General features: G+C 36.7%; 13 protein-coding genes and 1 pseudogene. 11 read left to right on the top strand and 3 right to left on the bottom strand.

From position 1 onward, the window contains the following. The first annotated feature begins 256 nt into the window (after positions 1-256). On the top strand, positions 257-2,053 hold the full coding sequence (cpaA, locus tag FY049_RS07025; protein WP_446083424.1) for a metalloendopeptidase CpaA: 1,797 nt from the start codon (positions 257-259) through the stop codon (positions 2,051-2,053). Further along, positions 2,053-2,760 (top strand): metalloprotease secretion chaperone CpaB, encoded by a 708-nt coding sequence (gene cpaB, locus FY049_RS07020; protein ID WP_224965454.1) that lies wholly within the window; start codon positions 2,053-2,055, stop codon positions 2,758-2,760. The genes cpaA and cpaB overlap by 1 nt, the downstream gene beginning before the upstream one ends. A 129-nt stretch (positions 2,761-2,889) precedes the next feature. Here cpaB and FY049_RS07015 read toward each other — a convergent pair whose 3' ends face one another. Continuing rightward, complete coding sequence (locus FY049_RS07015) at positions 2,890-3,570, bottom strand: hydrolase (RefSeq protein WP_056511050.1); 681 nt, start codon at positions 3,568-3,570, stop codon at positions 2,890-2,892. Between the two features lie 128 nt (positions 3,571-3,698). Between FY049_RS07015 and FY049_RS07010 the strand changes: the two genes are divergently transcribed. From FY049_RS07010 to FY049_RS06970, 9 genes and pseudogenes are all read left to right on the top strand, one after another. Beyond that, positions 3,699-4,595 (top strand): LysR substrate-binding domain-containing protein, encoded by an 897-nt coding sequence (locus FY049_RS07010; protein WP_056511052.1) that lies wholly within the window; start codon positions 3,699-3,701, stop codon positions 4,593-4,595. A 200-nt stretch (positions 4,596-4,795) separates the two neighbouring features. Then, positions 4,796-5,287 carry a hypothetical protein gene (locus tag FY049_RS07005; RefSeq protein WP_004720580.1) on the top strand — a complete coding sequence of 164 codons (492 nt, stop codon included), beginning with the start codon at positions 4,796-4,798 and terminating at the stop codon, positions 5,285-5,287. Between the two features lie 697 nt (positions 5,288-5,984). Then, complete coding sequence (locus FY049_RS07000; protein ID WP_224965456.1) at positions 5,985-6,587, top strand: nitroreductase family protein; 603 nt, start codon at positions 5,985-5,987, stop codon at positions 6,585-6,587. A 71-nt stretch (positions 6,588-6,658) separates the two neighbouring features. Further along, positions 6,659-6,778: pseudogene (locus FY049_RS06995) on the top strand (GlxA family transcriptional regulator); the annotation flags it as partial. Between the two features lie 312 nt (positions 6,779-7,090). After that, the gene (locus FY049_RS06990) at positions 7,091-7,528 is read left to right on the top strand and encodes a DUF2946 domain-containing protein (protein ID WP_004720578.1); all 438 of its coding nucleotides are present in this window, start codon (positions 7,091-7,093) and stop codon (positions 7,526-7,528) included. A gap of 90 nt (positions 7,529-7,618) precedes the next feature. Beyond that, entirely contained in the window at positions 7,619-7,828 is a 210-nt protein-coding gene (locus tag FY049_RS06985) for a hypothetical protein (protein WP_224965457.1), read from the top strand. Continuing rightward, on the top strand, positions 7,819-9,255 hold the full coding sequence (locus tag FY049_RS06980) for a cytochrome ubiquinol oxidase subunit I (RefSeq protein WP_446083423.1): 1,437 nt from the start codon (positions 7,819-7,821) through the stop codon (positions 9,253-9,255). Before FY049_RS06985 ends, FY049_RS06980 begins: the two co-directional genes overlap by 10 nt. Continuing rightward, positions 9,255-10,259: a cytochrome d ubiquinol oxidase subunit II gene (cydB, locus tag FY049_RS06975; protein ID WP_004821432.1), complete on the top strand. Its 1,005-nt coding sequence runs from the start codon at positions 9,255-9,257 to the stop codon at positions 10,257-10,259. The genes FY049_RS06980 and cydB overlap by 1 nt, the downstream gene beginning before the upstream one ends. A 108-nt stretch (positions 10,260-10,367) precedes the next feature. Further along, the gene (locus tag FY049_RS06970) at positions 10,368-10,475 is read left to right on the top strand and encodes a hypothetical protein (RefSeq protein WP_004720571.1); all 108 of its coding nucleotides are present in this window, start codon (positions 10,368-10,370) and stop codon (positions 10,473-10,475) included. 328 nt (positions 10,476-10,803) lie between these two features. Here the strand turns inward: FY049_RS06970 and FY049_RS06965 are convergent, their stop codons facing one another. Next, positions 10,804-12,042, bottom strand: a complete 1,239-nt coding sequence (locus FY049_RS06965) for a type II toxin-antitoxin system HipA family toxin (protein ID WP_446083422.1) — start codon at positions 12,040-12,042, stop codon at positions 10,804-10,806. A gap of 13 nt (positions 12,043-12,055) precedes the next feature. After that, the gene (locus tag FY049_RS06960; RefSeq protein WP_051065603.1) at positions 12,056-12,397 is read right to left on the bottom strand and encodes a helix-turn-helix transcriptional regulator; all 342 of its coding nucleotides are present in this window, start codon (positions 12,395-12,397) and stop codon (positions 12,056-12,058) included. Positions 12,398-12,615: the final 218 nt, after the last annotated feature.

Here is a 12,615-nt window from a genome sequence, read left to right as displayed (position 1 = left end):
TCAACAAAAAGAAGGATAATTCACGAATTATTAATTGGTTTAGGTTGATGATTTTACTAAGTTTTATTTCATAAGCTCTGCATTGTTTTGGGGGTGTAATATTTGTTTTTTATTTATATATCATATATTTATAATTTAATTTAACCTGGGGTTGCTGTTAGTTTTATCGATTTTATTAACAATTTTTAATTTTATTTTTCAATAAAAATTAATTTATAGTGTCAGCTCAACTTTATAATATTGACTCAGGTATAACATGAATAAAAGAAAAGTTATTACAGTCTTCATTACAAGTGGCATGGTCACTTTTGCCATAGCCGCAACCACACTATCACCAAACCAGAATAACCAGAGTGGAATCATCCCAACAGGCTATGATGATCTGATATTTAGTGTATCTAATGGCAATTGGGTGAAGAATATTTCCTTACCGAATGTAGCAAAAGAAGGTGCCTTAATTACAATTCAATCAACTGCGGGTTATGACAGTGATATTGATTTAAGTAATGTAAATATTGAAAAAAAAGGCGTTCTCACGCTAAAGTCTGGAAACAGTTATCGTTTTAAATTTAGTAATGGAAAATGGGAGTTTTATGCGCCTGAAACTGCCAATTTTACGCCTGAAAAAAATGGCAATACTATTCCAGTATTTCAACAATCACAGGCTCAATATGTTGTAAGTGATGCTGCTTGGACTGATACAATTCATTTACCTCAAACAGGTCAGAATGGCCAGATTCTTGTGGTTAAGTCCAATGCGCTTAAATCCTCAAAAATTAATTCACAAAATGCTTTATTTCCGAGTACATTGGTTGTCAATAAAAATGATGCATATATCTTTCAATATAATCAAGAACTGAGTAAATGGGTTCCACTGTCTGTTCCGACACGTATTATCAACGTGATCAATGGTAATACTGCGGCATTAAATACCGCTTTGCAAAATTTAACTGCACCTAAAACAGAAATTCGTTTTGCTGATGGGGCGTGGGTGTCTTCATTAAAATTACCGCAAACAGCAAACGACCGAGATCGTATCATTGTTAGCTCAACTGCAAGCTGGCAATCAGTGATTGAAAATGAAAATACCAATACCACCGCAACCCTAAAAATCAACAAGGGCAATCGTTATGAGTTCATTTATATTGCAGATAAATCGTATTGGGTGTTGGCTTCGTCTCCTAAAACTGTATTCACTGCAAACACCGCTGCACAAGGTTTTACATTTAAAACCCCTGTTGTTGAAATAACCGCTGATAATGCACAATGGGCACCTGTTGTAAATTTGCCAGCGGCTCAGTCGGGTGACAAGGTCATCGTATCTAATTCTGCGGATACAGCGTTTACAGTTTCAGGTAGCAACATTAGTGCAAGTTTGAAAAAAGGCGATAAAATCCGTTTGATATTCAACAATGGGGTTTGGAACACCGATAGCTATCAGATTGATCTATTGCTTGTGAATAGCCCGGTAGTCAATGACAAACTCGGTGTAACTGCTGCAAAAATTCAAGCCCGTGAAGCACTTAGATTAACCAATGAAGCGCTTGAAAACTCGCAAGCAAAAGCCTACTACAAAGAAGTCGGATACTTGGATTATCGAATCCCTGGAACGACACTCGGTGATGCGATTAATTTAGGACGTTCAGATGCCACCGTACAAGCGGAAAGAACCAGAACAGGTGCTGATGCGATATATACCATTACAGATCATTCTGGTTGCGGTCTCGCCTATGTAAATAGCACACCTAGCAAGTACAACATGATCGGATCACATAACTATGGTTGTGGTATCACTGCAATGCGGCATGAGTTAGGGCATAACATGGGGCTAGGACATAGTTTTGATCGAACCACAGGTTATAACTGGGGATTTGGTCATCCTTTAGGTAGTACCATTATGGGTGGAAATCAAATTGGCTTATATTCAAGCCCAGATATCTATAGTCCTGAATATGGCGTGCGTTTAGGTGAAACTGACAAATTTGATGGCTTAAGAAAAATTAATGAGAATGTTGAAGCTATTTCAAAATTTTTAGTTGCGGTTAATCCATAATGAATAAACGGATATATCTCATTATTTCCGTTGTTTTAACTGTTTTGGTGGTTTCTTTGTTGGCTTGGTTCATCTCAGGTCAACAGGAGACAGCTGATACAGCTAAAGCGATTGCGTCTAAACAAAATGAACAAATCGATCAAGTGAATTCACCGAAACTAAATGCAAATCTTACTGAAACACAAGTATTGCAACGTATAAAAGACAGCCATGCTCGCCGTAAACTTGTAACGCTGGATGAGGACAAATTACGTGCAGGGATTTTCAATCAACAGATGTTCAATTTGAGTACTGTCGATACGGTGTCTATGCATAATCCCGTTCCTTTGACAGATGCACAAAAAAAAGATGGGCGAATATTTCTGAGGAATGATCTATATACCTTAGAGGCGAAGAATGTCGGTGATCAAATCGTGTTTAATGTGTCAGGCTATGGTTTAAACAGACGGGCTGTTATAGAACGAATAGAAGTAGATCCAGGTGAAGATATTGTTAGTTGGTCAGGCTCTCTAGAAGGAGGAGATCAAAATAATGAGAAGTTTCATATTACTCAAACCATTAAAGACAATTTTACCATGGGCACGATTACAGCAGATGGTAAAACCTATACCATTTTGATGAAAAATGGCTATGGATGGGTCAATGACGTTGCCAATGAATCTGCCGCACTTGAGGCAGCGGAAAAGGAGACGGATCATGTACATTAATTTTTTTAATCTAAAGACATGATTTATTCTCTAAACCTGAAGTAGCAATAAAATGAAAATAGTAATTACAGCGTCATAACAAAGATTTAGACACCTCGAAAGGTGTCTAAAATCATCATTTATTTAAAATTATTTACGTACTGAATCAAGTACTTCTTTGTTTGTCACAACTTCTTGTGCTTTTGAATAACTTTCAATCAGTAATTGATAAGCAGGGAAGATTTGAGTGTACACTTGAGCCCATTCAGCAGCATCTTCACGGTTCCAAGTTTGTTGAATTTCTGAAGCAACCGCCGCTGTATCCATCGGTACCGCACCTGCTTGAACCACACGTGCTAAGGTAATTTCTTGTGCCATTTTGCTATACGTACCTGATGCATCAACCACAACAAAAACTTTATAGCCATCAGCAATTGCACTAATCGCTGGAAAAGCCATACACACACTGGTAATCGTACCCGCAATAATCAGGGTCTTTTTACCTGTTGCTTTAACCGCTTCAACGAACTCTTGATTATGCCAAGCATTAATTTCACCTTTACGTGCGACATATTTTGCATGGGGCGCATTTGCGTGTATTTCAGGAATAAGTGGGCCATTGGGGCCTTGAGGAACTGAGGCCGTGGTAATGACAGGAATGTTTGATAATGATGCTATTTTCGCTAAGGCTGCTGCGCGTTGGCGTAGTTCTGTCATTGGCATATCAGCAACGGTTTGAAATAAACCACTTTGATGATCAATTAACAGCATAACGGAATCATTTACATCAATCACTGGGGCTTGGCCATTAAAATTAGCTGGAGTAGACATTTTATATATCCTTAGTTAAGCAATCATTTGCTGTTTTTAATACTAACAGTAGGACAAACATTGAATTATGCTATTTATATGACATATTGTCTTATGTAGAGAACAGTTGCGATATTTAAGGGGATATGATGAAAGACTTAAATGACCTGTATTATTTTACCAAAGTGATTGAATATGGCGGCTTTTCAGCTGCAAGTAATGCGTTGGGCGTGACCAAATCATTGTTAAGTCGAAGAGTTGCGGAATTGGAAAACCGTTTAGGAGTAAAACTACTCAATCGAACCACCAAAAGAATTTCGATTACAGATGTCGGGAACATATATTTACAACACTGTAAAGCAATGCTTGTGGAAGCTGAATCAGCTGATGAGGCAATCGCACTGTTAAGCGCAGAGCCGACTGGAATTGTAAAAATTTCTTGTCCTACAAATTTATTGCATATTAATGTCAGTAAAATGTTGAATAAATTTTTAGCACGTTATCCGAAAGTTAAATTGCATGTGGAAGCGACAAATAGAAAGGTAGACTTGTTTAATGAACGTTATGACGTTGCAATTCGAATCAGACCCTTACCTTTAAAAGATAGTGATTTGATTGTACGTAGCCTATCCATTTCAAAACAATTTATTGTCGCAAGCCCTGATTTGTTGAATCAAAATTTCTTGATTAAAACACCAGGAGAATTAACAAGATTGCCTATTTTAATGATGGAGTCTTTGTCCTTTGAATATCATTGGGATCTTTATAATTCTAATAATGAATTATATGTGGTTAAGGATGAGCCGAGGCTAACCACTACTGATTTAAGTGCATTGCATTTAGCGACCTTAGATGGCTTGGGAATTGCAAAACTACCGGAATTAATTATTGCTGAAGACTTAAAAGCGGGCAGGCTAGTTAAAGTGATTCCTGAGTGGGAACCGATGCCAGAGCTTATTCATTTGGCCTATACTTCTAGAAGAGGTCTATTACCATCGGTAAAAGCTTTAATCGAGTTTTTGGTCACTGAGTTTGACCAGGTTTAGTTCTTTACAAGAATCAGCTTTATTCGCCCACCAGAATCTTTGATCGACAACAGGTGAATACTGCAATTGGCATTGAATAAACTGTCATAATTGTTAAAATGCATTTCTTTCGCTGTTTTCATGTTGTTTTTATTTTGTATTTAGGCTGCAAGATGATCAATAACGTTATAATAAACAGTATTTTAATTAAGGATTTTTTAATGTTATCAATTTATTTAACAGATGTTCAGGAAAATGTGCAGTTTAAAGATTACCCTGGTGAGCACCCTGTTAAATTTATTTTAAATTTCAAAAAGATTTTTCCAAGTGTAATGGAAATTTTACTCCCAGTACTTCCTGATGATGAAGACTTGGATAAAATGACTTGGGAATCCACAACTGAAGATTTTGAGATTTTTAAGAAACTCCTTACAGGTTGGGGCGTGATTGAGTTACGTTTACAAGCGATTAGCCAATATAAAAATAAAAATTTTGCAGATCAATTGCTTAAACAAGCTCAAGCCAAACGTAAAGAATTTGCAAAAAAGCAGCAACAATTGTCTACGGTTGAACTGGACTACTTATTTATGCATGAAACACATGCATTGATTGACGCTGAATTGGTTGAGTTAGGTGAAAAATTCTATTTACCTACTTTGCGAGATATTTGGAAAAATTCTGTACCTGCCAAAGTGCTGAATGCTAATTTCTAGTCAAAAATTAGCAATAGATTGAAATGCTCAAATTCATGCATAAAAGGCAGTTTTAAACTGCCTTTTATTTTTTTATTCATCTGTTTAAATTCTTTAAATTGTAGGCCCAAGCGTATAAAACATAAAAAATAGAATAAATATTGAACTGATGATACTTAATATATTTAAAACTTTCATTTTCTAACCAATTGCGATATCTAAATTTTGAGTGGAAACATTTTTAATGCTTAGATTTTATTCGGCAGTTGTTTAAGCATGATGACAATGATTTAAATGAGTTCATTCATTAGCAAGTCTGAATGATTCGATTTTAAATGTTAGTACTTCTTATTCAATCTTCTTTATTACGTGTTTGTAGGATAAAACTTCTGATTGTGGCTAAAATTATCTCAGTCTTCGTTATGAAAGTCGAAAATAGATTCACTATTATCCTTCATGCTTTACGATGTATACATCTCATGCTCAATTTTAAACTACAACGCAAGCCAGTTATGAAATGTCAACAGCCCCTTATATTTCTCCTAATTCACTTTTGCTTAGAAACATATGACAAAAGTAGATATTTCTAGCAAGTTTTTTTATGTTGTAATACTTTCGATTTTAATCAATTCATACTTGTTATGATTTTTTAAAATATCTTGATAATCTTTTTTAAAGTATCGGATTTCCCCGGGGATATATCCAAGGATATTCAGCAATGTCGAATAATTTTTTAGATTTAATTCATAAACGCCGTACAATTTATGCGATTGGACGTAATGTTAATCAATCTCCTGAGCATCTTACTGATTTGATTCAGCAAGCGATCAAGCAAAGTCCATCTTCTTTTAACTCGCAATCATCTCGGGCAGTGATCTTGTTTAATGCTGAACATGAGAAGTTCTGGAACTTTGTAAAAGTTCAACTGAAAGCTTATGCCAAAGATGAAGCAAGTGCCTTAAAAACAGAGACTAAAATGGACAGCTTTATCGCAGGCTTTGGTACCGTTCTTTTCTTTGAAGATTTAGAGGTGATCCAAAACTTACAGGAAAAATTTCCAGCATATGCAGAAAACTTTCCGATTTGGGCTGAACACTCTACAGCAATCGCACAATTTTCAACGTGGACAGCCTTAAATAGTGACGGTATTGGTGCATCCTTACAGCACTATAATCCAATTGTCGATGAACAAGTTCATGCGGAATGGGATATACCCAAAACTTGGAAACTTCGTGCACAGTTGGTATTTGGTTCAATTGAAGCGGCGGCGGCTGAAAAAGCCTATATCGATGATGCTGTGCGTTTTAAAGTGTTTAAATAATTGTTTTATTTTCTCTAGCTTCTTGGCTTGCTCAGCCAAGAAGCTTTGGTATTGAAAAGGCTAATCAATCTATTGATCTAATTATACAAAGTGTCGGTTATCTGGACCCAATTTCAATTCGCAGATTGTTTAGAAAGAAAATCGGCTTAACACCCTTAGAATATCGTTGTAGATTCAGTCGTCGGGTATAAGCTTTTCAATTGAATTTAGCTTGAAAGTTGAGCTGGTGCTATTTACTCACTAAAAGCTGAGGCGACGATGGATGCTTTTTTAAGTTTTATTGATCATTGCTATATAACAAACAAATCATTAAAAAAGAAAACGATTTCCAAAAAAGTGCTAAAGAGGCTTTGATTTAAAATTTAAATGTACTATAGTAAAGCTAGAAAAGTTGAGTAATATGCTTGGTTTTTATGCAGTTGATTCTTTATTTCAAGTTAAAGATCTACAGTTAAAAGCAAACTTATACTTTTTTCTATCTCTCTCAATATGAGCAATCAATTGTGTTAAGAAGCAGTGGTCTGTTGCTGGCATTTGCGACAGTATTTTTACAGCTTGCGGTTTTTTTACAGCCGTTATTACCTGAGCAGTATCAAATTGCTCCGGTCTGTGAAGACATCACTCAAGCTTTATTGCGACCAACACATGCACATCTTCATCATGAGCAAGAATCTAGTTTTATTCATCACTATTTGCATTTAGATCAAGCCCAGCAAGCAAGCAGTTCAAGTCATGATCATCATGATATTAACCATCAATGTCAGTATTGTGTGGTATATGGCAATTTAGTGATGCCACCAGAAATTGGCGTAAAAGAAATCCTAGTGCGTATTCAAGTACGTTTAATGGCTTATGTTGAAAACTTTCAGCATGTCTATTTTCAATTACAACGCCTGTTTCTGATTCCTCAAGGGCGAGCCCCACCTGTAGTCTTTGCATAACACATTCACCGATCCATAGGTTTAGCATTTTTAAATAAAGGCTTTAAAGCCATGCGATCGTATTTCGAATTTATTGTGTAGAGAATGATCATGATTTTTCAAAATTTCCTCGATTTGCAGGAAAGCAGCCTTTGCATGCTATTTTTAGCATTGTTTAAAAATACAGCAAAAAGAAAACAACAGATTGTACTGAATGTTCAGACGTATGCTGAGTTTGTACAACAAAAAATGTTTATCAATGTATTCAAAACTCAATCTTTACCAACTTTACCAATGAATAAGGTGATGTCATGGATCTAGGATTAACTGCTTTAGAATTGGCGCGTATTCAGTTTGCTTTTACTGTTTCTTTCCATATTATTTTTCCTTCAATTTCTATCGGGCTTGCAAGCTTTTTAGCTGTACTTGAATGGCGCTGGTTAAAAACTCAAAATCCTGTTTACCAAGATTTATTTAAATTCTGGGTGAAAATTTTTGCTGTCGCTTTTGGGATGGGCGTGGTTTCTGGTGTGGTGATGAGTTATCAGTTTGGAACAAACTGGAGTGAATTTTCACGTGTTGCAGGCTCGGTAACTGGTCCATTACTGGCTTATGAAGTGTTGAGTGCATTTTTCTTAGAAGCTGGTTTCCTTGGCATTATGCTCTTTGGTTGGGGGCGAGTAGGTCCTCGGGCGCATTTCTTTGCAACGGCTATGGTGGCCATTGGTACCTGTATTTCAATGTTTTGGATTTTATCTTCAAACAGTTGGATGCAAACACCACAAGGCTTTAGCATCGAAAATGGGATTATCGTGCCGCAAGATTGGTTTGCAATTGTGTTTAACCCCTCATTTCCTTACCGTTTAGCCCATATGGCTGCAGCAGCATTCCTTGTTTCAGCCTTGCTAGTGGCTGCAACTGCTGCTTGGCATTTATTAAAAGGACGCCGTGAAGCATTAATCAAAAAATCGTTTTCTATGGCATTGTGGATGATTCTGGTCCTTGCACCATTACAGGTTCTGATTGGTGATAATCACGGTCTAAATACCTTAAAACATCAGCCTGCTAAACTTGCAGCGATTGAAGGGCATTGGGAAACCAACAAAGGTGAGGGCATGCCGCTATATCTGTTTGGTATTCCTGATATGCAGGCAGAAGAAACCAAATATGCTATCGGTATTCCAAATCTTGGCAGCTTAATCATGACCCATACGCTGGATGGTGAGGTAAAAGGCTTAAAAGAGTTTGCACCTGAAGATCGTCCTAATTCTACCGTGGTGTTCTGGAGTTTTAGAATCATGGTTGGAATGGGCATGCTGATGATTCTACTTGCCGTGATGGCATTGTTTCTACGCAAAGGCGGCAAGCTTTATGAAAACAAATGGTTACACCGTTTTGCTTTTGCTATGGGACCTTCAGGATTTATTGCATTGCTCGCAGGCTGGTTTACCACAGAGGTTGGTCGTCAGCCGTGGGTGGTATATGGTGTGATGCGAACCAAAGATGCTTTATCTCCAGTATCTGCGGAACAAGTTGGTCTCACTTTGATTATTTTCGTTGTGGTGTATTGCATCGTATTTGGCATAGGCATTTACTATATGTTGAAATTGATGCACAAAGGTCCACAATTTATCTACGCCACACCAGAAAGCGTAGCGCATAGTGAAGAAGCGGTTATTTTGGCCTCTAAACGTCCATTGACGAGTGTTGAAGATAGCGTTGATTCCAATGAACAGGAGCGTAAATAATGATTGATTTATCTCTGATTTGGATTGTCATTATCGCCATTGGTGTATTCATTTATGTGGTACTAGATGGTTTTGATTTAGGGATTGGGATTTTATTTCCCTTTGTTAAGGATCAACACGAACGTGATGTGATGATGAACACCGTTGCGCCTGTTTGGGATGGTAATGAAACCTGGATGGTACTGGGCGGTGCAGCATTATATGCAGCGTTTCCAATGGTCTATGCCACTGTATTATCCGCGTTATATATGCCAGTTATCCTTATGGTGATTGCTTTAATTTTCCGTGGTGTGGCTTTTGAGTTTCGTTTTAAAGCCAATCGAACCAAGCATTTATGGGACAAAGCATTTATTGGTGGTTCAATTCTTGCTAGCTTTTTCCAAGGGATGATTCTTGGTGCATATATCCAAGGGATTAAAGTTGAAAATCATATGTATGCAGGTGGTGGTTTAGACTGGTTATCGCCGTTTACTGTGTTTACAGGTATTGGTGTCGTTGTGCTTTATGCAGCATTGGGTTGTGGATGGTTAATTTTTAAAACTGAACTTGATTTACAAGATCGTATGTATCAGTTGATGCCTAAATTAATCGTTGCTTTGTTTGTTATCTTTGGGGCAGTCAGTATTTATACCCCGATGGCGCATCCTGAAATTGCAGCACGCTGGTTTAGCCAACCACAATTGATGTATTTTAGTCCTGTACCAATATTGGTGGTGCTGTTTACTTTCCTTGTGCTTCGCGCATGTAAAAAGCGTTATGAACTAAGCCCATTCCTTTATACCTTGGCTTTGGTTTTCCTTGCTTATACTGGGTTTATCATCAGTTTGTGGCCTTATGTGATTCCGCCATCAGTGACTATCTGGGAAGCTGCTGCGCCACAGAGCAGTCAATTGTTTGCTTTAATTGGCGCATTGATTTTAATTCCAATTATTTTGATCTATACCGGGCTTTCATATTGGGTGTTCCGAGACAAAGTTCGAATTGGTGATGAAGGTTATCACTAAACTTAAAAGTAGCATGTTTAATCTTTTGGCTTGAGTAAAAAATAGCCTAAGTAAGATTAAACATGCAGTAGGGTAAAAAAATTAAAGGTTTAAATGAGGTAAGCAAGTATGAAACTATCTCAAACGCAATGGTTTGTCGTGTTATGGCTAGGTGGATTTCTAACATTGGCACTTATTGCTGGTTTTTTTAGAATGTTGATTCAGTTGGCCTACTAAGGTTTTGCTAAAGTAAAAATGAGGAACGCAGTTCCTCATTTTCTGTTTTTCATTAACTATTGAGATAATAGACTGAAATAAAAATATGAATCACAGTAATGGCAACAATGAAAATAATCTTAAAATAATAAAATAGCCTAAGCAAGATTATAGGAATGCAATTGGATTTTATCTTTTATAATGACATAAAAAGTACTTTATCTAATTTAAACTGGATTTTATGTCATATTTGGATCATTTTCTTGCCAAGATGAATGGTTAAATACCGATTCATTATGTTCAATGTTTTCATTATCCATAATATATAAATGGCTGGCATTGTTGAATTTTAGTTTTTGAGTATATCTAGAAAGAAATAGGGTTCTAATTGACGAATTTCTGTGGGTTTAAGACCCGCATCTAACAAGTATTTTTCTCTATTTTCGAGAACATCACGGACATCCTTAATACATGCTCTGGCTTGATCTAGGTTTAGTCCAAAGGCATTGCTACGACTGATAAGGTTGTCATAGCTTCCAAACCGTCCATCATTGCCTAAAACCAGAGCATGTTCATTTGGAAATGAGCTTGGCATACCATGAGGTAAAACATCAAAAAGCGGGCTTAGGGCATAATGTTGCTTTTTCATGTCATACATTAAAAAACCATGATTTTTTAAATGATCGTCAGTATTGCTAATCATGATATTCAGCACCATCCGCTTATAGAGTTCTTTTTGATTACTGATAGCATCAAAACAAATCTGACTACAGACTTTGGCAATACTCATATAGGACATTTTAGGATCTCCTATACGAATTTTCTGAATATTGAGCAAACTATTGGCACTGATATAGTGTTTTTTACGTTCAGGGCAGTTTCGATCAAAGCGTTCAACTAAGAGAATAGGGCGACCCGCACATTCTGTTAGTTCGGCATTACATGTGTTGAGCCCCATGTCTCGTGCCATATTCAGCGAAGCATATTCAACTTTACAGGTATCAAACAAATCATCACTTTTATTAAATTTAGCAATCCATTCTTTATTTTTATACATCACAAGGGTTTTGGGTCTGGCTCCGCCCATTGAAGCCCCGTTATATAACAGCTTATTTAATTCGAGTTGCTCAAGTTTCATCTCAAACGGATCTCGTTTTTTTTCGATGAGTTCAGTAATTTGTATAAAAGTTTCTAATTCTTTATATTGAATGATATTTGAATTATTTTTTATATGCGATTTAGACAAGCTTCCAACAATACAGCCGACTGAATTTCCTTGTGAAGCGAGTAACCATTCTAATTGGTTTAATGGTGTTCTACGGTGTAAGGCATTGGTTAAGCGTTTACCCCAATTGTCTGGTGTTGCATCTGCAAGTACACCAAAACCATCTTTAGAAATAGTTTCATATGGTTTGTTATAAGACTGAAAGCTTAGATTAAGTGGATCTAAAGGGAAGGCATCTGCACGTTGTAAGTATGATTGACCATAAAGAAAGCGATAAATCGGCTTTTCATAAGAATAGTGTGCAGCAATTGTTGGCTGGGAGCCCGTATCTATGAAAACATAACATCCTTTAACTTCATCCATGTTCATTTACCTATCAGAAATCATCACTAATCACAGACTGTTTCTTTAATCTTGCACGTACTGAACTATTACGATTTTCGAGTGCTAAGCCAACTTCATCCAACTCAGGATTCGCGAGTGAGCCTAGGGTATGTTCAAGGCCAAAGATCACTAAAACTGAAATCACATTTTTTAGGCTGGTACTTGGATCACCTTTTTCCATACGTGAGATCGTTCGGTTATCTACATGAATGCGATTGGCCAAATCATGAATGGTCATATTACGTCGAAGTCGGGCTTTTTTGATATTCGTCCCAATTTGAGTCAACATGTCTTCCACACCATCAAGCATAAAATTATGCGCCGAAGTCCTCATAGCAATATCATCCAAAACATGACATAAAATGTATATTATCATGGTTAATGTAGATTTTATGTCTTATTTTTATAATTTGAATTCAATGTATGAAATGTCGAATGGAATAGATAAGTGGCTTAATTTCACCTACTAGAATGAAGAAAATCATTAGAAATAGGGATGATCGTACGTGAGCGGCTTAACCGCATGCTAAATCCAATCGTTTATAAAATAGC

It is taken from the genome of Acinetobacter sp. 1125_18A, from assembly GCF_052824985.1.
Note: the sequence above shows the minus strand (reverse complement) of the source record. Positions and strands in the feature narration are given on the sequence as shown.

Excerpts from the sequence above, each read along its gene's own strand:
- FY049_RS07005 (WP_004720580.1), top strand. The coding sequence starts at position 4,796 with ATGTTATCAATTTATTTAACAGATGTTCAGGAAAATGTGCAGTTTAAA.
- cpaA (WP_446083424.1), top strand. The coding sequence starts at position 257 with ATGAATAAAAGAAAAGTTATTACAGTCTTCATTACAAGTGGCATGGTC.
- FY049_RS07015 (WP_056511050.1), bottom strand. The coding sequence starts at position 3,570 with ATGTCTACTCCAGCTAATTTTAATGGCCAAGCCCCAGTGATTGATGTA.
- FY049_RS06980 (WP_446083423.1), top strand. The coding sequence starts at position 7,819 with ATGGATCTAGGATTAACTGCTTTAGAATTGGCGCGTATTCAGTTTGCT.
- FY049_RS06960 (WP_051065603.1), bottom strand. The coding sequence starts at position 12,397 with ATGAGGACTTCGGCGCATAATTTTATGCTTGATGGTGTGGAAGACATG.
- FY049_RS06985 (WP_224965457.1), top strand. The coding sequence starts at position 7,619 with ATGATTTTTCAAAATTTCCTCGATTTGCAGGAAAGCAGCCTTTGCATG.
- FY049_RS07000 (WP_224965456.1), top strand. The coding sequence starts at position 5,985 with ATGTCGAATAATTTTTTAGATTTAATTCATAAACGCCGTACAATTTAT.
- cydB (WP_004821432.1), top strand. The coding sequence starts at position 9,255 with ATGATTGATTTATCTCTGATTTGGATTGTCATTATCGCCATTGGTGTA.
- FY049_RS06965 (WP_446083422.1), bottom strand. The coding sequence starts at position 12,042 with ATGGATGAAGTTAAAGGATGTTATGTTTTCATAGATACGGGCTCCCAG.
- FY049_RS07010 (WP_056511052.1), top strand. The coding sequence starts at position 3,699 with ATGAAAGACTTAAATGACCTGTATTATTTTACCAAAGTGATTGAATAT.
- FY049_RS06970 (WP_004720571.1), top strand. The coding sequence starts at position 10,368 with ATGAAACTATCTCAAACGCAATGGTTTGTCGTGTTATGGCTAGGTGGA.
- cpaB (WP_224965454.1), top strand. The coding sequence starts at position 2,053 with ATGAATAAACGGATATATCTCATTATTTCCGTTGTTTTAACTGTTTTG.